The sequence below is a fragment of the Escherichia sp. MOD1-EC5495 genome (assembly GCF_002965965.1).
Taxonomy (GTDB): domain Bacteria; phylum Pseudomonadota; class Gammaproteobacteria; order Enterobacterales; family Enterobacteriaceae; genus Escherichia; species Escherichia ruysiae.
In genome coordinates this window covers 17,348-41,728 of record NZ_PTRI01000016.1, presented here as the reverse complement: position 1 = coordinate 41,728, position 24,381 = coordinate 17,348, and the positions used below count along the sequence as shown (strand labels likewise).

Genomic DNA, 24,381 nt, shown 5'->3' with positions numbered 1-24,381 from the left:
GCGCTCCCTGGAGCGCCTTTTTTTACTCCCGCTTCAGCCGTTTCGAATTACACAACCACAGGGTGATCACCAGTAGCAGGATCGCTGCCGAGTAGATCAACACATCCAGTGGCGATTTATGATCGACGATGATCAAGCGCACAATGGCGGTGATCCCGATATAGACAAAGTAACGTAGCGGGAAGTGAAAACCGGACTGGAAGTACTTCACAATCAGGGCGATAAATTCGAAATAGAGAAAGTAAACCACCAGCCCTTCCACCAGCTCATATTTGCTGGTTTGTTCTGGCGCGAACAGCACATCAGCCAGATGCACCGTTTCTTTGCCGAGGAAGACAACCAGAATCAGGCCGAGGCACAACAGGCCAAGATTGAGTACGGTCTGCAAAATGGTGGAGATAAACTCCACGCGCGGACGAGATAACGACGTCATAACAGCTCTCCAACTCAGTGGCGAGCTTCCTGTATAACGCAAAAATGTGACGGGGATCTATATTTTTTGTGTATGTTTTGTTCAACCTGGTGTTAGGACGCCCCCACCAACATCGGATGTGCCTACCCGTAGGCTGGATAAGCCGCGCCTGGCGGCGCATCCGGCAAGACAAACCGCACCATAGCCTGTACTGCAAAAATCACCCATTCAGGTGATTCCCAGCCACCAGCAATACGCGAAAAATCGACAATGTTCCTCTGGAACAAATGAAACGTAACCTGATAAAGGTGGTAAAAATGAAGCCTTATTTTGCTGCTTTGTTGTTATCAGTCTCTGTTCTTCCTGCTTTTGCCGGTCCGCTCGGTACTGCTGATAAAGCCGACCTTCCGCAAAGCAATGTCTCCAGCCCAATGATGGCTCAGTCGCTCAGGCAATCAGACCTGCAACCGATATCGACGGACAGGAAGACAGAATGTTTTCGCCTTTACACACCAGATCGCAAACCGGGGGTGAACTGCGTTCCTGATGGCTCAACAGGTCATTAAGAATGAGGGTGCCAGTGATTGCGAAAACTGGCACCTTTCCCAAGACTTAGCGGAAATTCACGCTTCGGTCGCTGGTCATGTCATACAACTGGAACTTACGCCCAAGTTGCTGACCACCGTCACGCGTCAGCGGCGTCCAGCCAATTGCCGCACGGCTGCGTGTCGGGCCAGACGAGAAGAGATCCAACGGTACAGAGACATACACGCCTTTGGTGAAGTCCCCTTCGCCGTACTCCTCTTTCGAAACATTCGTGATCGTGGCATAGCCACCCACCACCACGCCGCTATCAAAGCGTTTGGCGATCTCCAGCGTGCCGCCTTTATCCCCTGCCAGATACTGCCCGACGCTGGCTTTCACTAACACATCCTGAGCGAAAGATGGCGTCCAGTATGCGGTCAGATGTCCGGTTTTCACGCTGTAGTCGGTGAATTTCATCATATCTTTTGCACTACGCCAGTCGCGCTGTTTAACGTAGTTGGCGTCCAGACCAAACGCCCAGTTGCTGTCCAGCGGGCGATACAATACTTCTGCCCCCGCGCCGCCAAACATGGTTTCGAGATAACCGCCATAAATCTGCCCGTAGAAGCCGTTGCCCAGATGCTGGAAGTAGTTGGCTTGCAGGTTATTCACATAGACATCGTTCTGCACATATTCACGCACATGGGTACGAACGCGCGGTAAGTGCGAGTCCTGCGGTGGATTGGTGTAGTTAAACTTGTCGTAATTGTTGGCAAGGTTAGCAAACAGGCTGCCGGTGGTGAGCAGATGGTCCGTCAGCCACAAATCCGCCGTTCCCATCACGCCTAGTTGGTACATGTAAAAGTTTTCCGGGCCACCGACTGACTGGTTCAGCACCGGATCGATATGGAAATCAAAGCGCGATTTGTCGATATACCAGCCCTGCTCGGTGGACTGCGGAACCACCGGCTCGACGCGTTTTTGCGCCAGCTTCGTTTCATGCCCAAGCAGCTCGCCGGCGAGATGATTTTTCAGGCTGGCGACATCGGTTTCCGTCGTCACCTGCGGCATGTTAAGGCGGTTTTCCGTGATACGGATCGTTTTGATCCCATCCGGCAGATCGTTCATCACGATCCGATTAGCACGGATGATCCCTTCGCGCGAATCACGATATTTCACCTGCTCGCCGGTAACATACAGCGTATCGCCTTTCGCCTGGATCTGCGGATCGGCCAGTCCGGCGTTATATTTCAACAGTGTTAGCTGATTCGCCACCACCGAATGCTGCAAAATGGCATCCTGTGGCTGCGGTTGATATTGCGGGCGGGCGTTATCGTTGTACGAAGGACGTAGATCGTTAAAGTTGGTGCGCAGCGTAACGCCAAACATAAAGGTATTGCCGCGTTCATAGCTAAGGTTAACGTCGGCCCAATCGGTAACGCGATAAATCGCCCCGACGTTAAACTTACTTTTTTGCTCCAGCTTCCCGGCAAAATCCTGCTGATAATTATTGCCTTCATACTCTAGTTTCAGGCGCAGCGGCTGCCAGGGGGTCTGGTATTCCACGCCGCCAAACAGTGAGGCTGGGCCGTGGAACATCTGGCTGCCGTCGATAGATCCCGCCTGTTTATAGCTGTTATCGCGATAGCAATATTTATCACTGGCTGAACAGAGCGGATTTTTCACATTACCGCTGGTGCCCAGATATCCCCAGCCCAGGCCGAGTGTAAAATCGAACGGCCCCCAGGCTTTGCTGGCGACCAGATATTCCGCATCAAACAGCCCCGTACCGCCGATATCCCGCGCACCAACCGCCACTTGCGGCAGCCAGTAACTCTCTTCCCACAAACGCAGTTTGAGATCGAAGGCTTTATCTTTATACGTTTGATCGCCAGAGAACGCTTCGACGCTGCTGTACTGCCGGGTGCGCACATCGGTGTAGCGCAGCGTTGTTTCCAGCCACGGGAAGAGTTGCACTGAAGCAGAGTAATAACGGTACTGATCGTTATCACGATAGTTCAAACTCAACTCCCCTTCCCGCGCCATACGGGCGGTAGGCGTTTGTAACAGACCGACGCCGCCGAAGTCCGATTGCGATGGGCCAATAGGCGCAGGATACGTTTCGCCGTAGCAGGCCGTGCTAATGCCCAGCGCCAGTAAGCTAAGCAGATGTCTTTTTTTCATTATTGCGGTATCCGCTGCGTCAGAGTCTGAAGAATGTCGGCGTTCAGGGCATCAGGCGTCTTACTCCAGGCGGAGTCCGCCAGGCCAACATAAATAATGCTGCCGGGCATCGGCTCTACGTGACGCTTGTTCCAGTAAGCCACCGGCGCTTTTTGCGTGCGTCCATCCGGGTAAACCACCCACGCGTAGCTACGATCTGCACTGCTAAGCAGCTTCTGACCGGAGAGATAGCTCGCCACATCGCGACCTGGAGTGAATGGCTGCTTGCCAGGACGGCTGATAAGCCCGAACAACGTGACCGTGGACGGCGCGGAACCCACCCACAGCGTGTAATTACCCTGCAACGGCGGGTTGCCGCGTTCGGCAACGCGGACGATATCGGGATCAAGATTGATTTTTTGCCTGCCCGTCACTTTCAACGCCTGAATTTGCTGGCGTAAGGCGTTGATCGCGGCTGCATCGTCGGCGCTGGAATCTGCGGCCTGTTCTGCCAGCCGCGTCAACAACGCCTGCTGCTGCCGCAATGCTGCCGCCGTTGCCCGCTCTTCGCTAATCACCGCACCAGGCCACCAGCTGTTTGCCAGCCGTGGTTGGCCTACCAGATCGATTAAATGCTCCGCGCCCGTCAGCGTTTTGGCCTCACTACTACCATTGCTGAACACCTTGACGGTGCCTGCCGCAAAGACCGATGACGCTCCCACGCTCAAAAGCAACGCGACAATAGTTTGTTTAATCATTGTTTTGCCGCCTTGATGAGAGTGGTTTTCACCGGGAAGTAATCCGCGCCGAGATACTGTTCCGACTGGCGAATTTGCCCTTCGCTGTCGATCCAGTAGCGGTTATGCCATCGCGCCTGGTCGGTGGAGACTTCTTCGTCCAGCACGCGAACCGGGGTTTCATCGCTGCCGACTTTGACGGTATCGGTGCCAGCCCATTTGAAGACCGAGCGTGCGGTGGCGTAGCGCACCTGCTGGTACTCGGTCCAGCCCATCGTGCGCGTCCAGGTTGCGCCATCAACGATTTGTGCAGGTTTGATCAGCGGATCGGCAGCAAGGTTATTCACCTCAATCAGGTTGTCGCCGCCGAGCAGAGTCTTCACCAGACGGTCATGTTGGGTAACGAGAGTGGCCTGATCCTGAGTGACCCATTTTTGTTGTCCGTTTTCAGCGAAGGCCAGCACCACAAATAACTGCGGCCCGCCATTAAACTGCATGTACTGGCTGGCGTAGGGCATATTTTGAATATCATCGTCCGTCAGCTGTACGCCTGGCGTGCCGAACAGACTGTCCCACAGTGAATTGCCCAGCTCTTTAGTCGAGGCTGAACACGCCTGTAATAACAGGCAGATAAGAATGAGTGCAGGTCGCTTCACGACTCTTCTCCAGAGGGGCAGAATAACCACATCGGAGTGTGGTTATGGTAAATCCCTTCATACTTCAAGCCACAGATGCAATGACTCGAATTATTTTGGGGATACATACGTTATTACTGGGTACTGGTGGTCGTGGTTGTGGTGGTCCCGGTATTAGAACCATCGCCGCCACCGGTTGCCGCGAGCGCGACACCCACCGCCGAGCTTACGGTGCTAACGCTGGTCGCGGAGGAACTACCCGCCGAAACCGACGTTGCTGCCGACCCTGCCGCTTCGCCCACCTGTACAGGTGCAGCCCACGCAGAAGTCGCCGCAAGCGCAGATATGGCAAAAATGCCATACAGAACTTTTTTCATAACAATTTCCCTTCATTGAATGAATGGAGATTTACCCAAAAACATTTCGGGCGGAATCGAGTATACACAACTAAAGCATGTGGATTACGGCGTGGGGAATTAGTTATGGGGTTTTAGGATAATTGGAATGAATAGCAATTATATATTTTTTATTATATATAAATAATCATGTTAATCATGAGGTTAAAATAAATACAAAAGCGATTAACCTGCGTATATTCCGAAATGATTACAGACTGAAAATCTATTTTAGGATTAACCTCACGGTATGATTTTCGTTAAATCACAGACAAGAGGATTTATCTGATAAAACAATGCCGACTTATAGTCGGCATTGTTATTAAGGTTATTAAATCAATCGTGCTATGTATTAATTGCCGAATACGATGTACATATCGGCATCGACCTGTAGGCCTGATAAGACGCGACCGCGTCGCATCAGGCACCGGTTGCCGGATGCGGCGTAAACGCCTTATCCGGCCTACGTAGCGACATCAGGTATGCACGATGATTAACCGCGCCACGCTTTATAGCGGTTAATCAGACCATTGGTCGAGCTATCGTGGCTGCTGATTTCTTTGTCATCTTTCAGCTCCGGCAGAATGCGGTTAGCCAGCTGTTTACCCAGCTCCACGCCCCACTGGTCAAAGGTGAAGATGTTCAGGATCACGCCCTGAGTAAAGATTTTGTGCTCATACAGCGCAATCAACGCCCCCAGGCTGAACGGGGTGATTTCGCGCAGCAGGATGGAGTTGGTCGGACGGTTACCTTCGAACACTTTAAACGGCACTACATAGTCGAGCGTCGCCGGATCTTTACCCTGATCACGATATTCCTGCTCAACCACTTCGCGGGATTTACCAAAGGCCAGAGCTTCGGTCTGAGCGAAGAAGTTAGACAGCAGTTTCTGGTGGTGATCAGAGAGCGGGTTATGGGTGATAGCTGGCGCGATGAAATCGCATGGCACCATTTTGGTTCCCTGGTGGATCAGCTGGTAGAACGCGTGCTGACCGTTAGTACCTGGCTCACCCCAGATAATCGGGCCAGTCTGGTAATCCACGACGTTACCGTTACGGTCAACGTATTTGCCGTTGGATTCCATATTGCCCTGCTGGAAGTACGCCGCAAAACGGTGCATATACTGGTCATACGGCAGAATCGCTTCAGTTTCCGCGCCAAAGAAATTGTTGTACCAGATGCCAATCAGCGCCAGCAATACAGGCAAGTTTTTCTCTGCTGGAGTAGTGGAGAAATGCTTGTCCATGGCATGTGCGCCGGAAAGCAGTTCAACGAAGTTATCAAAGCCGATGGAGAGAACAATCGACAGGCCAATCGCTGACCACAAAGAGTAACGACCGCCGACCCAGTCCCAGAACTCGAACATGTTGGCGGTATCAATACCAAACTCGCCAACGGCTTTCGCATTGGTGGAAAGCGCCGCAAAGTGTTTCGCAACGTGCTTCTCATCACCTGCCGCTTTCAGGAACCAGTCACGTGCGCTATGGGCATTGGTCATGGTTTCCTGAGTGGTGAAGGTTTTAGACGCCACCAGGAACAGCGTCGTTTCCGGGTTCACTTTTTTCAGCACTTCTGCGATGTGAGTTCCGTCAACGTTAGAAACAAAGTGCATGTTCAGGTGATTTTTGTACGGACGCAGTGCCTCAGTCACCATGTACGGGCCGAGGTCAGAACCGCCGATCCCGATGTTCACCACCTCGGTGATTGCTTTGCCGGTATAACCCTTCCACTCACCGGAAATAATCGCTTGCGAGAAGGTTTTCATCTTCTCCAGCACCGCGTTGACTTCCGGCATTACGTCTTTGCCATCAACCAGAATCGGCGTATTGCTACGGTTACGCAGTGCCACGTGCAGCACGGCACGGTTTTCGGTGCGGTTGATCTTCTCGCCAGAGAACATCGACTTAATCGCGCCCGCCAGATCGCACTCTTTCGCCAGATCCTGCAATTTCGCCAGCGTTTCTTCGGTGATGCGGTTTTTGGAGTAATCCACCAGCATCTGATCGTCGAAGGTTGCGGAGAACTTAGAAAAACGATCGCCATCTTTAGCAAAAAGATCGGCGATCGTAACGTCTTTCATTTCATCGAAGTGTTTCTGTAGTGCCTGCCAGGCAGCGGTCTGCGTTGGATTGATGTTTTTCATTAGCAATACTCTTCTGATATTGAGAATTGTGACTGTGGAAGATTGTAGCGCCAGTCACAGAAAAATGTGATGGTTTTAGTGCCGTTAGCTCAGCTAACTACTGAAGAGGATAAAAAGTATAGACGTTATAAGCACAATTTCTGACCACGCCCGCTGCATGAATAATCCGCATAATCCCAGCGTTGACACACTCCCCTACACCTTTTATTTATAAATACGGTCTGCGCCTGCACCGGTTTCTATTTTGCCTTTGTGCCAAGGTCGCTTCTTTCATTCCCTGACACGAGGTTGTTATGCCCGATATTGTTGTCTCCAAATTTGGTGGTACTAGCGTGGCTGATTTCGACGCCATGAACCGCAGCGCCGACATTGTGCTTTCTGATGTGAATGTTCGTTTGGTTGTGCTTTCTGCTTCTGCGGGGATTACTAACCTCCTTGTCGCACTGGCTGAAGGTCTGGAACCGGTTGAGCGTTTCGAAAAACTCGATGCTATTCGCAATATTCAGTTCGCCATTCTGGAGCGTCTGCGTTACCCGAACGTCATCCGTGAAGAGATTGAACGTTTGTTGGAGAACATTACTGTTCTGGCCGAAGCGGCGGCACTGGCAACATCTCCGGCACTGACGGATGAACTGGTCAGCCACGGCGAACTGATGTCTACTCTGCTGTTTGTTGAAATCCTGCGCGAACGCGATGTCCAGGCGCAGTGGTTTGATGTGCGTAAAGTGATGCGCACCAACGACCGTTTTGGTCGTGCGGAGCCAGATGTTGTTGCACTGGCGGAACTGGCTGCGTTGCATCTGACTCCACGGCTCAGTGAAGGTTTAGTCATCACCCAGGGCTTTATTGGTAGCGAAAGTAAAGGGCGTACAACAACACTTGGACGTGGCGGCAGCGATTATACGGCAGCCTTGTTGGCGGAAGCCTTACACGCATCTCGCGTTGATATCTGGACTGACGTCCCTGGCATCTACACTACCGATCCACGCGTGGTGCCGGCAGCAAAACGCATTGATAGAATCGCTTTTGAAGAGGCCGCTGAAATGGCGACCTTTGGCGCGAAAGTGCTGCATCCAGCGACGTTGCTGCCCGCAGTGCGCAGCGATATTCCGGTGTTTGTCGGTTCCAGCAAAGACCCACGTGCTGGCGGTACGTTGGTGTGTAATAAAACCGAAAATCCACCGCTGTTCCGTGCACTGGCTCTGCGCCGTAAACAAACGCTATTAACCCTGCACAGCCTGAATATGCTGCATTCCCGTGGCTTCCTCGCGGAAGTTTTCGGTATCCTCGCGCGGCATAATATTTCGGTGGATTTAATTACTACGTCCGAAGTGAGCGTGGCATTAACTCTTGATACTACTGGTTCAACTTCTACCGGCGATACATTGTTGACGCAATCACTGCTGATGGAGCTTTCAGCACTGTGCCGTGTAGAAGTGGAAGAAGGCCTGGCACTGGTGGCGCTGATTGGTAATGACCTGTCCAAAGCCTGCGGCGTCGGCAAAGAAGTATTTGGCGTACTGGAACCGTTCAACATCCGCATGATTTGCTACGGCGCTTCCAGCAATAACCTGTGCTTCCTGGTGCCAGGTGCTGATGCAGAGCAGGTAGTGCAGAAATTGCATAGTAATTTGTTTGAGTAAACGACCAGTACAGGTGAATAGCGACCCACGTCGCTATTCACCATGCCGGATCAATTACGAATTACTACGGCGCTGTTGCTTTTCCGCATGTACGCGTTTCACTATCTTATAAATCCATTGCAACGTCAGATTATATTTCTTCGCTAATTCGGCGTAGTTGCGACCATCGCACTCGCTATAGATTTGGTAGTCACGCTCCGACGCCCGTCCGGAGATCCCTTTCGGGAAATAAATGCTTTGCCCACCCCAGTTACGCATCATTCGGTCGGCAATGGCAAAGCCCACATTTTCCGCCGATGAACTGTCGAGATTGATGCTCTCAATCAGAACTTGCGATGCATGAAACGCCAGGTCGTTAATGATCTCCGGTGTCCGGGCCATCTCTTTTGATTTTCGTATCATTTTTCATCTCCATATATCTTGCATCCTGTATAAGACCCGATGCGTGTAAAACCACGGATATACGCTAAGCAGTTGTCATTACTGCTACTCAATACATTCAACAAACAAATAAACAATCACCAAAAATATAAATTTTTAATATTAATGAACGTCATAAATTCACAAAATAAATATATTGTTTGCGTTATGTTTCTTGTCAACTGGAGTATCATTTTACACGATACTGTATGTGCATACAGTATTATTTTTACCTGTAGTGTAAAAAGATCGTTTCCCTCACAGTCGCTGACTTTCTTAAACAAACTTTAAAAATCAAATGACTATGGGCTATTCCTACGATTCACCATCCTCTTTTCCCTGCATAATGACGCGCTTATTCTCCAGGACACCTTTTGCTCTTTTATTAATGGGTGGATTTATTAGCAAGCATGTTCATTTATAGAGGATCTATTTTTTAAAGTTATTTATTAAAGCTTTTTTCATTCTTCACTGGAGGGATCTGGCGACACTAAACGCTCACTTATCAGGAGATATCGTATGAAAAAAGTCACTTTTCCCCGTCTTTCCGGCTGGCTGGTCGCTTCCGTCGCGCTGTTTGTCGCGATCGGCTGTACATCTTCCGCACAGATCCCGGTTGTCATTTATAAACTAAGTCTGGTTTCGCTCGCCGCTGTGCTGGGATACTGGCTCGATCGCAGTCTGTTTCCCTGGGCGCGGCCTGACTCATTTTGCCCCTGGGAAGAGGCGCGATGCTGCGCGGCGGCAATGATTCGTCGGGCTATCATCGTTGCAGCCGTCTGCCTTTCCGTCGCGTTAGGACTTTAGTGATGCAGGTAAAATTTCTCGCGCTAATTACTCTGTTCGCGTTCTTCCCGCTTAACGCATCTGAACCGCCGCGAGCATCTCTGGCATGGCGAAACGAACTGATTCGAACTGCACGAGAAGTCTGGGGACTGAACGCCCCGGTGGCAGACTTCGCCGGGCAGTTGCACCAGGAATCAGCCTGGCAGCCAATGGCGCGTTCCCCCGTCGGCGCACAGGGTATGGCGCAATTTATGCCTGCCACAGCGACATGGATAAGCCAGTTGTATCCACAGCTACGTGAAAACAAGCCCTATAACCCAACCTGGGCGATTCGCGCATTGGTGCAATATGACCAGCATTTGTGGAAAAACATCTCGGCGAAAAATGGCTGCCAGCGTATGGCGTTTACCCTAAGCGCCTATAACGGTGGTCAGGGATGGGTTAATCGGGATAAAAAACTGGCCGCATCCAAAGGGTTAGATGCCACCATCTGGTTTGGTCATGTTGAGCACGTCAACGCCGGGCGTAGTGCCGCAAACTGGCGAGAAAATCGTCACTATCCGAAGATGATCCTCTATCAACATGCCGCCCGCTACTTACTCTGGGGGCAGGCAAGCTGTCTTCACTAATCAGAGGGGCCGATGAAACTCAGTATCGATTTTTGGGAAGTGATCTCCCTTATGCTTTCCTTCGTTGGATTAATGTTTGCTGCCGGAAAATTGCTGTTAGCGCAAATTGAAAAAAGACTTAATGAGCGTTTTGAATCTCTGGAAAACGCGCGCCGGGAATCAGAAACAAGCTGGTCGAAACTGGAAAGAGAATTTCTCGAATTTCGTGCCGAGCTTCCGCTGCATTATGTCCGCAGAGAAGATTATCTTCGTGGCCAGGCAGTATTAGAAGCAAAGCTGGATGCCTTATATAGCAAAATAGAGCTATTACAACGTGGCAGCTATTAAATACATCCCCACCTTTACGTAAGTGTGGGGATTTTTATAGCCATTCAATTTTTTCTCTAAATCACATTAAAAGATTCTTCACCTTCACTGCTTCAGAATACATTTCAACGATAACGAAGTGAGCAGTAATTAAGGAACACCCTATATGGAAATTTTATCTGTAATTAATTCTGTTGTGACCAGATTACGTGAACAGAATCCCGAAATGGACGTATTTATTTCATCGGTTGATGCCAATAAATATATTCCGCAGACGCAGAAAGTTACAGTGATTATTAATTATAGCGGTTCTCTATTTGCCATGCCTGAAAGCAGTGATGCCCTCGTGCAACAGCAAACGCTCCGTTTAACTGCCACCGTTATTGTTGGCAAAAATTGTGGCGCGTTAAACGCACTGGATCGCATACGCAGCGCATTGGGGGGGATCCAGCTTCCTGATTGCGAGCGTCTTCTTTGGCTTGAAACAGAAATCAATGCAGGCGAGAGCGGTGGTTTCTGCCGCTACATCCTGGAAATGGCGACCAGATCGCTGTTTATCGCAAAACGGGAAAGCACGGACCTTACCCTGCTTACTGAAGTTAATTACGAGGAAACTGAATGAAATACATCTACAACGGCCCGGCAAGCGGCGTCACCCTTGCCGACGGACAAGAAATCTTATTGTGGCCGAACAGTGAAATTGATCTGCCAGAAGAAAACGAGTGGGTTATGACCATGATTGCCCGCAATCACCTGACTCCTGTCATCACTCAGGAAGAACAAAATAACGGAGAGGAAATTGTACATGGCAGCTAATTACCTGCACGGTGTAGAAACCATTGAAATTGAAACCGGTCCGCGCCCGGTTAAAGCGGTAAAATCCGCTGTAATCGCTTTAATCGGTAGTGCACCATGCGGTCCGGTAAACAAACCAACATTGTGCCTTTCTGAAAGCGATGCCGCGCAGTTTGGCTCGACTCAGGCTAACTTTACTATCCCGCAGGCGCTGAAGGCGATTTATGACCACGGCGCCGGTACGGTGGTGGTGATTAACGTACTGGATCCGGCAAAACATGGCTCCAGCATCAGCAATGAGAGTATCACTTTTGATTCCAACAACCAGGCAAAACTGGCTCATCGTGCGGTGCGTAATGTCGTCCTGAAACCCTCTTCAACATCAGCCACTACGTATAGCAGCACAGCGTTTCATGTTGATGAACAAACAGGAATAATCACTCGTGCAGAGACTGAGATCCCTGCCGGAGCGAAAGTTTGTGCCTATTACTCATGGGCCGATCCAACAAAAGTTACCGCAGCCGATATTATTGGCGCCGTTAATACCGCAGGCGATCGCACTGGGATGAAACTGCTACAGGATACCTATAACCTGTATGGTTTCTACGCCAAAATCCTGCTTGCTCCCGTTTTCTGTACGCAAAAATCGGTCACCACCGAACTGATTGCTCAGGCGGAAAAACTCGGTGCTATCGCCTACATTGACGCCCCAATCGGTACTACATTCCAGCAGGTGCTGGCTGGTCGCGGCTCGAAAGGCGCAATCAACTTCAACACCAGTTCTGACCGTGCGCGTTTGTGCTATCCGCACGTCAAAGTTTATGACGGCGCAACCAACCAGGAAGTTCTCGAACCGCTCTCTTCACGCGCTGCCGGACTGCGTGCCAAAGTAGACCTGGAGAAAGGTTTCTGGTGGAGCAACTCAAACCAGGAAATTCAGGGCATTATCGGTATCGAACGTTCACTTTCCGCAATGGTTGATGACCCGCAAAGTGAAGTGAATCAGCTCAACGAAAACGGCATTACCACAGTTTTCAATAGTTACGGCTCTGGTCTGCGTTTATGGGGCAACCGCACTGCGGCATGGCCAACCGTGACCCATATGCGTAACTTTGAAAACGTTCGCCGCACGGGTGATGTGATTAACGAGTCGATCCGTTATTTCAGCCAGCAGTATATCGATATGCCGATTAATCAGGCGCTAATTGATGCCCTGACCGAGTCGGTAAATACCTGGGGCCGTAAGCTGATTGCCGACGGCGCACTGCTTGGCTTTGAGTGCTGGTACGATCCGGCGCGAAATTCACCGACCGAACTCAGTGCCGGGCATTTATTGCTGAGCTATAAATTCACCCCGCCACCGCCGCTGGAACGTCTGACGTTTGAAACTGAAATTACCTCTGAATATTTAGTCTCTCTGGAGAGCAATAGCTAATGGCTGGAAAAATTCAAATTAACCGTATTACCAATGCCAATATTTATCTCGATGGTAATAACCTTTTAGGTCGTGCAACCGAAATTAAATTACCGGATGTCAGTTTAATTATGCAGGAGCATAAAGCACTGGGCATGGTCGGCAAAATCGAACTCCCGGCAGGTTTCGATAAACTGGAAGGGGAAATTAAATGGAACTCCTTTTATCAGGACGTCATGCGTAAAACGGCAAACCCGTGGCAGGCGGTAGCATTACAGTGCCGCTCCAGTATTGATTGCTATAACTCCCAGGGGAAAGCGAATCAATTAGCGTTAGTCACTCATTTGACTGTTATGTTTAAAAAGAATCCATTGGGAACATTTAAACAGAATGAAAACCCGGAATTCAGCAGCGCCTTTGGTTGTACCTATATTAAACAGGTGGTCGATGGTGAAACACTACTGGAACTGGATTACCTGGCGAATATTTTCCGCGTTAACGGCGTGGATCAATTAAGTACCTATCGCAATAACATCGGTGGCTAAGTTATTCGGGGCTACGGCCCCGATTTCCGCATGACCAATAAGGATACAAAATGAAAGAACATTATACCTTACAGTTCCCGTTTACTTCAGCGGCGGGAGACGTAATTAACACTCTGCAATTACGTCGCCTGAAAGTAAAAGATATGCGCAACGCGCGCCGGATCAGCGAAAAACCAGAAGAATGGGATGAACCGCTAATGGCTGCAATGACCGGACTGGTGCCAGAAGATTTAGCTGAAATGGATTTGCTGGATTACCAGGCATTGCAGAAACGATTTCAATCCATGCTTAGCGTGGCTACAGAATCTGCCACTGTTATGGCAAGCGATGGCGTTACTGGCAAGATGGTTTCGCTTTCCGCCCAGTGAGATAGACGCCCTTACCGTCGATGACTTTAGCAACTGGCTGGATGAAGCCAACGCCCAAATAAAAATCGAATATGACTCGCAGACCTGATGTCTGCGAGTTTTCCAAGCCCGTCAGGTTTATTTCTTCCCTGCCCCTTTTTTTTAGAAAAATAACCAGCGGGCCATTATCAATATTTAAAGAGAAACAATTTTGGCCAACGATATTATTACCCAGCTTCAGGCGCGTAATGAGACGTTGACGCAGGCAATAGCCCGTTACGGCTCACTCAACGCCAGAACATTGTTAACTCTCTCTACTCAGCAAGCGACAGTTATCAAACTAACGCAGCGACTTGCCGATTCCGCTCTCCGCCTGGAGGAAAATAGCCGCAGCCGCGCTAATCTGATGGAGAAAACCCAAACATTTGCCGGGCAATTTAGCAAAGTATTCAATGTTGAAGCCCCCGACTGGAAGTTACCGTATGAGTTTCAGGACAATATGGTCAATATGGCGGCCAAAGGTGGGATGAGTGATGCCACTCGCGAGACGCTCAGCCTGAATCTGCGCGACTGGAGTATGGATTTTAACCAGCAGCAGACCACGTTACAGTCCGCCGCTCTGACCTTAGTTGAAGGCAATGTATCGTCCTTGCAGGATCTCAACCGCTATATGCCGGAGATCGCCAAAGCCGCCACCGCCACGCGCGACAGCGCCGAAACATGGGCGAAAGCCGCGCTCGCGACTCATGATCGACTGAATATTGCCCCGGAAAATTTCAACGCCGCGCAAAACATGATGTACAGCGTGACCAAAAGCGGTGGGCCTGCCATTGCCGAACAAACGCAGTGGATAGAGAAATTTGCAGGTAAAACCGGCACTCAGGGTCTGGAAGGTATGGCTGAACTGACCGCCACCATGCAGATCGCCATGAAAAACGGTGCCAGCGCCAGTACAGCGGCGGAGAATTTCGACCATTTTCTGCAAACCACCTTTTCGAAAAAAACCGATAGCTGGTTCGCCAGCCAGGGCGTCGATCTGCAAGGTTCTCTGCTTGAGCATCAGCAAAACGGTATGGGTGTTAGCGAAGCCATGACTCATATCGTGCAAATGCAGCTTGAGAAGATGAATCCGGCGATCCTCGATACCTTCAAACGCACCATGCAGATTGAAGATTTATCTGCCCGCAGCACTGCGCTGCAATCGATGGTGACGCAGTTTAATCTGGACGAAATGTTCGGCGATGCACAAACGGTGGAATTCCTGGCCCCTATGCTGGCGAACATGGAAGAGTATCGCCAGCTAAAAGCCTCTGCCATGCAAGCCACCAGCAAGAATCTGATTGATGCCGACTTTTCTGCGCAAATGGCTTCGCCCATTGAACAGACTAAAGCGTTACAACTGGCGTTAAATGATTTATGGCTCAGCATTGGCTTACAACTTATGCCGGCGATTGGCGAGCTGGCGCAAAGCCTTGCGCCGGTTATTCGCCAGTTCAGCGCCTGGCTACGCGAACATCCGGCGCTGGTGCAAAACATTGCGAAAATCGTCGGGGCGATTTGGCTGTTTAACGGCGCGCTGAATGTTTTAAAGCTGGGCGCGAACTTCATCGCCTCGCCGTTTATTCGTCTGGTCGATATCTTCCTGAAAGTCAGGGCAAGTCTGGCGCCCGGAGGCGCAGCGAGTAAGGTGCTATTGGCGGTTAAGTCATTGGGTGGCGGCGCAAAATGGCTAACGCAACTGCTTGGTCGTGGCCTGATCGGAGCATTGAAACTGGTTGGTCGAACCGTTCTCTCACTAGGCCGGGTGCTACTGATGAATCCCATTGGTCTGGTCATCACTGCGATTGCGGGCGCGGCTTATCTGATTTATCGCAACTGGGAACCTATCACCAGGTTCTTTTCCGCCATCTGGAAACGTATTACCACGGCCTTTGACGGTGGCATTGCAGGTATTAGCCGGTTGATTCTCGACTGGTCGCCACTGGGGCTGTTCTACAGCGCCTTTTCCGGTGTGATGAATTGGTTTGGTGTTGAGATGCCTGCGAGTTTTAGCGAGTTCGGCAGCAATATACTGGCTAGCCTGGCCGACGGCATAATGAATGCTTTCCCCGCTCTGAAAGGCATTATTGATCAGGTCAAAAACGCCATGCCAGACTGGCTAAAAGCCACAATGGGGATCGGCACAGAAGCATCGGCTGCGACTGTTACAGGCACGACTAATACCGCATCAGTCTCCCCCGCGACCGTTGTTCCAGGCGTTGCCGGTGCGCTTTTAACGCCTCCAGTGGGCAAACAACTCGCGCCATCCAGCAAAACGACAACGCCGTCATCGGCGCCAGTGGCAAAACCCGCGTCGGCCTCTTTATCAGGTAAATCCGTAACCAAACCGGCGACGCTACCCTCCCGTTCCCCAGGAAAAGTCCAGGTGAATTTTTCGCCACAAATTACCGTGCAGGGTAACGGACAAAACACCACTAAAGACATTCAGAACGTATTGACGATGAGTAAACGCGAACTGGAAAGAATGATTAACGACGTAATGGCGCAGCAACAGCGCCGGGGGTATGCCTGATGTATGCCGTTTTAGGTGAGATTGAATTTAAAGTTGTCACATTCTGGGACGGCTTTAAAAGCACAATGGGCGTGGATTACGCCACACATGCCCGTATTGAAGGCAAACCTGGCGTGCAGTTTATTGGCGATAAGCTGGACATGCTGGCGCTGGAATTTTCCCTGCACAGCCAGTTTTGCCAACCCACAACAGAGCTGAATCGACTGCGTGAAGCCATGCTTGCCCACAAAGCAATGGCGCTGGTGTTTGGCAACGGTGATTATCGCGGCTGGTTTGTAATTACAGAGTTAACCGCCACTCACCAGCACACCGATCCCTGGGGCAATGTCATTGCCCAAAGCGGAACAATGTCGCTCCAGGAGTATACCGGCGATCCGAAAAACCCACTCCTGCCCCCGGCGATTACCACCCAGGAGCCTAATATTGACGAAAAGGCGAGCGATTTTCCGGACAAGGTGGAGTCCTGGTTGGATCAGATATTGAACGCCATTGAAGAAGGTATGCGCAAAGCCAAAGAGATGATCGATGAACTGGCGCAATCCATTGAAGATATTAAAAAAACAGTGGCAAAGGTCAAAGCACTGATTAAAGAGGCCAAAGCGTTAAAAGAAAAGTGTGAAAAGATAATTAAGTCGTTGAAAAAGACTATTGATGCCATCGAAACCCTGTTTAAACAGCCGATGGATCTGCAAACGCTGGCAGGATTACCAAAAGCGTTGTCGGCGCAGATTAAAGCATTGCTGGGTAACATGCCGGGCATCCGCGACTGTGCCGAAGACGCCGGGACACTGGTTGACCATGCACAAGAACTGTTTGGCAGCATCACCAGCGCCATCGCCGAAGCAACTTTCGATAAAGCCACAACGTTGGTTGAGCAGGCGCGTACAACGGTACAGCAAACCACTCCCGCAGTGACTCAGCTCGCTGCCGCGACCATTACGAGGAGCTGGTAATGCGATACCTTGAACATATCACCACCGACGGCGAACGCTGGGATAACCTGGCATGGCATTACTACGGTGATGCACTGGCTTATGAACGCATTATCGCCGCCAATCCACATGTCGCCATTTATCCGGTACTGCCTGCCGGTATTCAGCTCATTATTCCGGTCATTACCGTCAACAAGACCGTATCGGAGATCCCACCATGGCTGAGATAAGCGTAACTGGCGGCGTCTTTGCCACGCTCGCGCCCATTTTTACCCTGTGGTATGGGCATAAAGATATCACTTATGACATCACGCCTTATGTCACCAGCATCAGTTACCAGGACAGTATTAAAAACGAGTCGGATACCATCGCGATCACACTGGATGACACCGATGGACGCTGGATAAAAGAGTGGTATCCCGGCAAAGGCGATACGCTGGCGCTGCACATAGGTTATCAGGGGGAAAAACTGCTCGATTGTGGTCAATATATCATTGATAAAATTGACATTTCAGCACCACCTTCCACGGTAAATATTGATGGCATCGCCACTTCCGTCAATCAGGCGCTGCGCACCCGTAACAGTCAGGGCTTTGAAGAGACAACGCTTTCAGCCATCGCCAGCCGTATCGCGCAAACTCACGGCCTGACGCTGGTGGGCAAAATCGAGCCGCTGACGATTGACCGGGTGACACAGTACGGCGAAACCGATGTCGGATTTCTCAAGCGCCTGGCCAGCGAATATGGCTATGCGGTAAAGGTGACCACCAAAGAGCTGATTTTTTCGCATTTACCCACGCTGCGCTGCCTGGCGCCGGTGAAAAAGATCGACCGCAAAGACGTTTCGCATTTCACCTTCAAAGATACCATTAACCGCATCTACAAAAACGCCACCGTACAGCATCAAAATAGTAAGAAAAAAGAACTGGTTATCTACACTCACGACAGCCAGCAAAAGCCGTCTGCCCGTGGAGTCGGCACCAGTGCCGACACGCTGAAACTGAACAGTCGGGCGCCGGACGTTGGCGCGGCGCAGGCAAAGGCCAACGCCGCGCTCGACAGCCACAACGAATATCAACAAACCGGAACGCTCAGGATGATGGGCTGCCCGGAACTGACGGCAGGCAATAAAATCGAGCTAACCGATTTTGGTGTGCTTTCCGGTCAGTGGCTGATTGATAAATCTACTCACAGTTTTGTGCGCAGCGGCTATACCACTGAAATCGACGTTTCACGCGGGCCAGCGACCAGCCAGTAAGGAGGCAATATGAAAGGAGTAACCCGGCAAACGGGGATTATCAGCGATATTGACGAAACCAGCGTTCGGGTGCGGGTCACGCTACCAGAGTGTGACAATCTGAAGAGTAACTGGCTTGCGGTGCTGCAGCGCAATTCTCAGGACAATAAGGATTACTGGCTACCGGATATGGGCGAACAGGTGGAAGTTCTGCTGGATGATAACGGTGAAGATGGCGTGGTGCTGGGCGCAGTATATTCAACGGTAGATACCGCGCCAGTAGCATCGCGCGACAAACGCTATGTCCAGTTTTCTGATGGCGCAGCGTTTGAATATGACCGCAGCACCCACCAGCTTACGATTAATGGTGGCATCGAAAAAATCGTGATTGAGGTTATTGACCGTACCAGCCTGACATCGCCCAACGTTGAGGTTAAAGCCCAACACGTCACCGTGACTTCCGACACTGTTGATGTGAAAGCCACCGATGTCAGCATTGAAGCCAGTAAGGTCGATGTTAAAGCGGCAGCAGTGACGGTAGATGCGCCCATGAGCACCTTTACCGGCAACGTCACAGTGATGAAAAAACTCACCTGGCTTGGTGGCATGGCAGGAAGTGGAGGCATCGGCAACGCCGCCACGATAACTGGCAATGTTAATGTGATTGGTAACGTTCAGGCCAGCGGCACATTGCAGGACAGCGGTGGCAACTCCAACCACCATTCACACTGACGTTTAACCCGCCTGATGGCGGGTTTTCTCTTTTTAATCAATCAGTTTTTTAAATCGCTTTAATATCCCCGCCGCCTGTTCAGGGCGAAAATACCCTCATGAACACGACAACACGCCCCTCTACGCTGCACTGGCAACCAGCCTTGCAGCGGCCTGAAGAATACGTCTGCGGACTGGATGATATTCACCAGGCAATACACATCATTCTGCGCACACCGCGCGGCAGTGATCCCCACAGACCGCTGTTTGGCAGCAACTTGTGGCACTACATCGATTATCCCATCGAGCGGGCGATTCCGCATGTGGTAAGGGAGTCGGTAGAGGCCATCCGCCAGTGGGAACCGCGCTGCCGGTTGCTGAAGGTGACACCGGTAATCGACGGGGAACATCTGACGTTACGTGTGCAATGGCGCGCCGCTGACGGCGTAATCAACTCAACGGAGGTGTTATGGCGATAGCCGAACCCGATTTTATTGACCGCGATCCTGCGCAAATTACCAGCGAGATGATTGCGCAGTATGAAGATGCCAGCGGCAAAAAGCTCTACCCGGCACAGGCCGAGCGGTTGCTGATTGACCTTTTTGCCTATCGTGAAAACCTTGTACGCATCGCCATTCAGGAAGCGGCGAAACAGAATCTGGTCGCGTATTCCCGCGCGCCAATGCTGGATTATTTAGGTGAGCTGGTGGGCGTTCACCGCTTACCTGCACAACCGGCAAAAACCACGTTGCAGTTTTCGGTAGCCAGTAAGAATCGAAATAACATTCTAATTCCACAAGGAACACGTGCCAGCGCCTCTGACAGCGTGATGTTTGCTACCGATGAAGATGTTCTGATTCCGGCGGGAAGTTTGCATATCGCCGTTCCCGCCACCAGTCTGGCAACAGGCGAAGCGGGCAATGGCTGGCAGCCTGCACAGATTAGCGCCCTTGTTGACAGGATTGGTTATTACGATATCAGCGTGACCAACCTGACGGCCTCAACCGGCGGCTGCGGTGAAGAGAGCGATGACGCACTACGCCAGCGGATCCAACTGGCGCCGGAAAGTTTCAGCAATGCGGGCAGCTATGGTGCCTACCGCTTTCATACGCTTTCCGTAAGCCAGTCGATTATTGACGTCGCGGTACTGGGGCCGGACGAAGGATTACCAGAAGGCTGCGTGGAGATCTACCCGCTAACGCTGAATGGTCTGCCGGGCGTGGAACTGCTCGCGCAAATTGAACTGGAGGTTAGCAAGGAGAAAAAACGTCCGCTGACCGACAAAGTAAGTGCGAAATGCGCCGTTAGGGTGCCGTATGAGATCCGTGCGCAGCTCACGCTGTTTACCACCGCCGATCAGGAAACAACGCTGGCTGAGGCGCATAAAGCGATTAGCCTCTGGACGCAACAGCGCCAAACACATCTGGGACAGGACATTGTGCCAAACCAGATAATCAAAGTGTTACAAGTCGATGGTGTTTATGACGTTGCGCTGAATATGCCTACAAAACGTATTTTGCAGGCGCATGAGTGGGCGGAATGCACCGCGATAGACGTCACGATTGCCGGAGTCAGCGATGGATAAATTGCTGCCGCCACCGCCGCTTGCCAGCGATGAGCGTTTTTCAACTCTGGCAAATATCGCTGCCGAGCGTTTTGCCCAACTCGATCTGACGGCGTTGATGGTTTATCTGGTAGACCTGGTTGATGCTTCGGCTTTGCCTACGCTTGCAGAACAATTTCACGTTCAGGGGCTGGAAGGTTGGTTATTTACCACTGATGAACGGGAGAAGCGCGAGTTAATTAAGCAAGCCATTGAGCTGCATAAATATAAAGGAACGATTTGGGCGGTACGGCGGGTGCTGGAAATACTTTCGCTACCAGGAACTATTTCAGAATGGTTTGAATATGGGGGGAAGGCTTATTTTTTTAAGGTTGATATTACACTAGAGGAAAAAGGATTAAATGAAGATGAATTTAATGCACTTATCGCATTAATTCACGAATATAAAAATGTTCGTTCAAAACTTGAAAGCATTACCATCTGGCTTATTAACCAAAGTCAAATGCCAGTTATTGGCAGCGCAATCCAGGGTGGGGAGGTTATTACTGTATTACCCCCTATTGCGGAGAGTATTTGGCAGTCATCGACACTATTTTTAGCGACAGGTTACTGTGTTGAGGAATACATAAATCTCTTTCCGTATCAACCTGATCGCATTACACAATCCCAACCGATTCATGTCGGCACAGGATACTGGAGTACCGAAATTATGTCTGTATACCCGGAGTAAGTATGGCAAGTGAATTTTTTACAATATTAACCACCGCAGGCAAATCAAAAATTGCCTCTGCGCTGGCGGAGCAAAAACAGATCCGCCTACAAACTATGGTGGTCGGCGATGGCAATGGTCATTATGTCGAGCCGACAGAAAGTCAAACCAAAGTTGTGCATGAAGTCTGGCGTGGGCAACTAAATACCTTAAAAATTGCGCCTGATAATCCAGCCTGGGTTATCGCAGAGACGATTATTCCTGAACAAGTAGGTGGCTGGTACGTCCGCGAGGTTGGGCTACTGGATGCTGACGGCACACTAGTTGCTATTGGCAAATTTCCGGAAACCTATAAACCGCTATTACCTGCGGGTGCCAGTAAGCAAATTGTTATTCGCGCAGTTATGGAAGTGACCAATGCTGACGCGGTGACGCTTTTGATCGACCCTTCAGTCGTTATAGCAACCAGAGAATATGTCGATGAAACGCTGAAAGAACATCAACAATCACGGAATCATCCTGATGCGACGCTGACGCAGAAAGGTTTTACGCTGCTGAGTAATGCGACCAATAGCGATGATGAAACCAAAGCGGCCACGCCAAAAGCGGTAAAAGCGGCATATGACCTGGCAAATAGTAAAGCCGCCACTAGTCATACTCATGCCTGGAATCAGATTACTGGTATCCCTGACGGTACGCTGACGCAGAAAGGGATCGTTAAACTTAACAACACGACAAATAGCACCAGTACGGCGGAAGCTGCAACGCCAAGTGCGGTTAAGGCCGCAATGGATAAGGCCAATGCTGCGGCACCTGCCAGCCATACCCATGCCTGGGGGCAAATAACAGGTATCCCCGACAGTACGCTGACACAAAAAGGGGTCGTGAAGCTTAATAATGCGACCAACAGCACCAGTACGACGGAAGCTGCAACACCAAATGCGGTTAAGGCAGCGATGGATAAGGCTATTGCTGCGGAAAGCTGTCCTGTAGGGATGCCTATTCCCTGGCCGTCTGATTCTGTACCTTCTGGCTACGCCCTGATGACAGGTCAGACATTTAATAAAGCCTCATATCCCAAACTGGCAATTGCATATCCATCTGGCGTTATTCCTGATATGCGTGGATGGATAATTAAAGGGAAACCCAGCAGTGGGCGTAATATATTATCTACTGAACTGGATGGGGTTAAATCGCACAACCATACGGGTAGTATTTCGAATACTGATTTAGGGACGAAAACCACAGTTTTAACAGACTTGGGTACTAAAACTACATCAGCATTTAACTATGGTAATAAAAAAACAAGTTCATCTGGCTCAGGCTCGGCAACTGCAACAGTAAGAACAGGGACATCTTCACCAGAGGGCCAAGGCGACTGGACATCATATGGCCCTGGTACCGGATCATCTTTGGCTATTAATGTTCCATCACACGCTCATAGTATTACAATTGGTTCCCATTCGCACACTGTTACTCTCGGCACCCATTCACATTCAATTGCACTTGGGGCCCATAACCACTCTATAACCATTAATAATACCGGCAATACCGAAAACACCGTTAAAAATATCGCATTCAATTATATTGTGAGGCTAGCATGAATACTTTTACATTTTCCGATGAAGCTCAAATACTGACTGTTTATAACTTTTCACAAGACACCCAAGAATATATCGGTGAGTCTGATGCATACATTGCACCTAATACAGGTTTGCCAAATCATTGCACATTAAATTCACCACCCGAAAAGGTTTCAGGTTTTACTCCTGTTTGGGTGAATGAAAAATGGGAGCTCATTGAAGATCATCGCGGGCAAACTGTTTATAACAAAGTTGATGGTAGCCAGCTTATTACTCAAGAATTGGGCCAATTACCTGAAACTGTCACCATCATTTCCCCAACAGGTTCTTTTGAACGTTGGGATGGTGAAAAATGGCAACCATCCATAACTGATGCTAAAGAGGCGAAATACTCTGCAATCAAAAATCAACGCGATGCCATCACAACCGATTACATCATCATCAACAACCATCATTTCCACAGTGATACAAATAGCCGTATCCAACAGCTCTCGCTCACTAAAATGGGAGCGGAGAAAAAAATCCTTCCAGGTTTAATGTGGAAAACTAAAAATAACGGTCTGATTGAGTTAACCAACGAAATCGCCGCTCAGTTTGAATCGGTAACAATGGATCACGATATGCGCCTGTTCGCCAACGCCCAGCGTCATATCGCGGCGGTGGAAGCTCTGGACGATATTCAGGCGGTGCTCGACTACGATTACTCCACAGGCTGGCAACCATGAGTAAAACCACTGTCTGGCTCGCTTGTTATAAGGGCCGAACAGAGCACCGTGGTATTGCCCGACTGGCTGACTGGCTTACCCGTAAAATCACACACGGTAGTTATTCCCACTGTGAATTAGCCGTGGCGCATGGTGAAAAGAGTTACCTTTGTTACTCTGCATCACTGCGCGATCGCGGTGTACGCGGAAAGATAATGCCATTGCCAGCGGATAAGTGGGATATGCTGCCGCTCCAGGCCAGCCTTCAGGATGTGGAAACTTTTTTCCGTAAACATGATGGCAAGAAATATGACTGGCGCGGAGCATTAGGAATTATTACCGGTAATAAAGAACAGCGCGATCGCCTGTTTTGCAGTGAATTTTGTGCTGAATTTCTGCAACTGAAGGAAAGCTGGCGCTATTCTCCAAACCACTTGTACGCTTTAGTCAGCAGTTGGCAATACCAGCAATAAA

The 24,381-nt window shown here is 50.2% G+C and carries 29 protein-coding genes; 21 read left to right on the top strand and 8 right to left on the bottom strand.

Annotation, left to right across the window (positions count from 1 at the left end):
* Positions 1-22: 22 nt before the first annotated feature.
* On the bottom strand, positions 23-433 hold the full coding sequence (psiE, locus tag BEG40_RS14190) for a phosphate-starvation-inducible protein PsiE (RefSeq protein WP_000202902.1): 411 nt from the start codon (positions 431-433) through the stop codon (positions 23-25).
* 122 nt (positions 434-555) lie between these two features.
* A complete protein-coding gene (locus tag BEG40_RS21860; protein WP_000487762.1) occupies positions 556-699 on the bottom strand; it encodes a hypothetical protein in 144 nt (47 codons plus the stop codon).
* On the opposite strand from BEG40_RS21860, the gene BEG40_RS14185 reads away from it, so the two are divergent.
* A complete protein-coding gene (locus tag BEG40_RS14185; protein ID WP_010344805.1) occupies positions 700-978 on the top strand; it encodes a hypothetical protein in 279 nt (92 codons plus the stop codon).
* Positions 979-1,024: 46 nt separating this feature from the next.
* On the opposite strand, the gene BEG40_RS14180 is transcribed toward BEG40_RS14185, so the two are convergent.
* The 5 genes from BEG40_RS14180 to pgi form a co-directional block, all read right to left on the bottom strand.
* Positions 1,025-3,121, bottom strand: a complete 2,097-nt coding sequence (locus BEG40_RS14180) for a YjbH domain-containing protein (RefSeq protein ID WP_105285608.1) — start codon at positions 3,119-3,121, stop codon at positions 1,025-1,027.
* Positions 3,121-3,858, bottom strand: a complete 738-nt coding sequence (locus tag BEG40_RS14175) for a capsule biosynthesis GfcC family protein (RefSeq protein WP_105285607.1) — start codon at positions 3,856-3,858, stop codon at positions 3,121-3,123. The genes BEG40_RS14180 and BEG40_RS14175 overlap by 1 nt, the downstream gene beginning before the upstream one ends.
* Positions 3,855-4,493, bottom strand: coding sequence for a YjbF family lipoprotein (locus BEG40_RS14170; protein WP_105285606.1), 639 nt, complete (start codon positions 4,491-4,493; stop codon positions 3,855-3,857). The genes BEG40_RS14175 and BEG40_RS14170 overlap by 4 nt, the downstream gene beginning before the upstream one ends.
* A 113-nt stretch (positions 4,494-4,606) precedes the next feature.
* Positions 4,607-4,849: an exopolysaccharide production protein YjbE gene (gene yjbE, locus BEG40_RS14165; protein WP_000757333.1), complete on the bottom strand. Its 243-nt coding sequence runs from the start codon at positions 4,847-4,849 to the stop codon at positions 4,607-4,609.
* 511 nt (positions 4,850-5,360) lie between these two features.
* Positions 5,361-7,010 (bottom strand): glucose-6-phosphate isomerase, encoded by a 1,650-nt coding sequence (gene pgi, locus BEG40_RS14160; protein ID WP_105285605.1) that lies wholly within the window; start codon positions 7,008-7,010, stop codon positions 5,361-5,363.
* A gap of 293 nt (positions 7,011-7,303) precedes the next feature.
* On the opposite strand from pgi, the gene lysC reads away from it, so the two are divergent.
* Positions 7,304-8,653 carry a lysine-sensitive aspartokinase 3 gene (gene lysC / locus BEG40_RS14155; RefSeq protein WP_001112918.1) on the top strand — a complete coding sequence of 450 codons (1,350 nt, stop codon included), beginning with the start codon at positions 7,304-7,306 and terminating at the stop codon, positions 8,651-8,653.
* 54 nt (positions 8,654-8,707) lie between these two features.
* On the opposite strand, the gene BEG40_RS14150 is transcribed toward lysC, so the two are convergent.
* Complete coding sequence (locus BEG40_RS14150) at positions 8,708-9,055, bottom strand: Mor transcription activator family protein (protein ID WP_000619864.1); 348 nt, start codon at positions 9,053-9,055, stop codon at positions 8,708-8,710.
* A 537-nt stretch (positions 9,056-9,592) separates the two neighbouring features.
* On the opposite strand from BEG40_RS14150, the gene BEG40_RS14145 reads away from it, so the two are divergent.
* The 19 genes from BEG40_RS14145 to BEG40_RS14050 all read left to right on the top strand — a co-directional run bounded on the left by BEG40_RS14145 (position 9,593) and on the right by BEG40_RS14050 (position 24,380).
* Positions 9,593-9,880 (top strand): putative holin, encoded by a 288-nt coding sequence (locus BEG40_RS14145; protein WP_105285604.1) that lies wholly within the window; start codon positions 9,593-9,595, stop codon positions 9,878-9,880.
* 2 nt (positions 9,881-9,882) lie between these two features.
* Complete coding sequence (locus BEG40_RS14140; RefSeq protein WP_016159866.1) at positions 9,883-10,488, top strand: transglycosylase SLT domain-containing protein; 606 nt, start codon at positions 9,883-9,885, stop codon at positions 10,486-10,488.
* 12 nt (positions 10,489-10,500) lie between these two features.
* On the top strand, positions 10,501-10,815 hold the full coding sequence (locus tag BEG40_RS14135) for a membrane protein (protein WP_000777272.1): 315 nt from the start codon (positions 10,501-10,503) through the stop codon (positions 10,813-10,815).
* A 145-nt stretch (positions 10,816-10,960) separates the two neighbouring features.
* Positions 10,961-11,416 carry a Gp37 family protein gene (locus tag BEG40_RS14130; RefSeq protein ID WP_105285603.1) on the top strand — a complete coding sequence of 152 codons (456 nt, stop codon included), beginning with the start codon at positions 10,961-10,963 and terminating at the stop codon, positions 11,414-11,416.
* Positions 11,413-11,610 (top strand): hypothetical protein, encoded by a 198-nt coding sequence (locus BEG40_RS14125; protein WP_016159864.1) that lies wholly within the window; start codon positions 11,413-11,415, stop codon positions 11,608-11,610. Before BEG40_RS14130 ends, BEG40_RS14125 begins: the two co-directional genes overlap by 4 nt.
* The gene (locus BEG40_RS14120; RefSeq protein ID WP_105285602.1) at positions 11,600-13,024 is read left to right on the top strand and encodes a phage tail sheath subtilisin-like domain-containing protein; all 1,425 of its coding nucleotides are present in this window, start codon (positions 11,600-11,602) and stop codon (positions 13,022-13,024) included. Before BEG40_RS14125 ends, BEG40_RS14120 begins: the two co-directional genes overlap by 11 nt.
* Positions 13,024-13,548, top strand: a complete 525-nt coding sequence (locus tag BEG40_RS14115) for a phage major tail tube protein (RefSeq protein ID WP_000907501.1) — start codon at positions 13,024-13,026, stop codon at positions 13,546-13,548. The genes BEG40_RS14120 and BEG40_RS14115 overlap by 1 nt, the downstream gene beginning before the upstream one ends.
* Before the next feature lie 50 nt (positions 13,549-13,598).
* On the top strand, positions 13,599-13,916 hold the full coding sequence (locus tag BEG40_RS14110; protein ID WP_105285601.1) for a phage tail assembly protein: 318 nt from the start codon (positions 13,599-13,601) through the stop codon (positions 13,914-13,916).
* 190 nt (positions 13,917-14,106) lie between these two features.
* On the top strand, positions 14,107-16,467 hold the full coding sequence (locus tag BEG40_RS14100; protein WP_105285600.1) for a phage tail tape measure protein: 2,361 nt from the start codon (positions 14,107-14,109) through the stop codon (positions 16,465-16,467).
* Positions 16,467-17,420 carry a phage tail protein gene (locus BEG40_RS14095; protein WP_105285599.1) on the top strand — a complete coding sequence of 318 codons (954 nt, stop codon included), beginning with the start codon at positions 16,467-16,469 and terminating at the stop codon, positions 17,418-17,420. The genes BEG40_RS14100 and BEG40_RS14095 overlap by 1 nt, the downstream gene beginning before the upstream one ends.
* Complete coding sequence (locus tag BEG40_RS14090) at positions 17,420-17,629, top strand: tail protein X (protein ID WP_016159859.1); 210 nt, start codon at positions 17,420-17,422, stop codon at positions 17,627-17,629. The genes BEG40_RS14095 and BEG40_RS14090 overlap by 1 nt, the downstream gene beginning before the upstream one ends.
* The gene (locus tag BEG40_RS14085; protein WP_105285598.1) at positions 17,617-18,657 is read left to right on the top strand and encodes a phage late control D family protein; all 1,041 of its coding nucleotides are present in this window, start codon (positions 17,617-17,619) and stop codon (positions 18,655-18,657) included. The genes BEG40_RS14090 and BEG40_RS14085 overlap by 13 nt, the downstream gene beginning before the upstream one ends.
* A gap of 9 nt (positions 18,658-18,666) precedes the next feature.
* Complete coding sequence (locus tag BEG40_RS14080) at positions 18,667-19,368, top strand: phage baseplate assembly protein V (protein ID WP_016159857.1); 702 nt, start codon at positions 18,667-18,669, stop codon at positions 19,366-19,368.
* A 98-nt stretch (positions 19,369-19,466) separates the two neighbouring features.
* Positions 19,467-19,826 carry a GPW/gp25 family protein gene (locus tag BEG40_RS14075; RefSeq protein WP_105285597.1) on the top strand — a complete coding sequence of 120 codons (360 nt, stop codon included), beginning with the start codon at positions 19,467-19,469 and terminating at the stop codon, positions 19,824-19,826.
* Positions 19,817-20,932 carry a baseplate assembly protein gene (locus BEG40_RS14070; RefSeq protein ID WP_105285596.1) on the top strand — a complete coding sequence of 372 codons (1,116 nt, stop codon included), beginning with the start codon at positions 19,817-19,819 and terminating at the stop codon, positions 20,930-20,932. Before BEG40_RS14075 ends, BEG40_RS14070 begins: the two co-directional genes overlap by 10 nt.
* Entirely contained in the window at positions 20,925-21,641 is a 717-nt protein-coding gene (locus tag BEG40_RS14065) for a phage tail protein I (protein ID WP_105285595.1), read from the top strand. Before BEG40_RS14070 ends, BEG40_RS14065 begins: the two co-directional genes overlap by 8 nt.
* Positions 21,642-21,643: 2 nt before the next feature.
* Positions 21,644-23,224, top strand: a complete 1,581-nt coding sequence (locus tag BEG40_RS14060; protein WP_105285594.1) for a phage tail protein — start codon at positions 21,644-21,646, stop codon at positions 23,222-23,224.
* Positions 23,221-23,928 (top strand): DUF4376 domain-containing protein, encoded by a 708-nt coding sequence (locus BEG40_RS14055; RefSeq protein ID WP_105285593.1) that lies wholly within the window; start codon positions 23,221-23,223, stop codon positions 23,926-23,928. Before BEG40_RS14060 ends, BEG40_RS14055 begins: the two co-directional genes overlap by 4 nt.
* Positions 23,925-24,380: a hypothetical protein gene (locus BEG40_RS14050; protein ID WP_105285592.1), complete on the top strand. Its 456-nt coding sequence runs from the start codon at positions 23,925-23,927 to the stop codon at positions 24,378-24,380. Before BEG40_RS14055 ends, BEG40_RS14050 begins: the two co-directional genes overlap by 4 nt.
* Position 24,381: the final 1 nt, after the last annotated feature.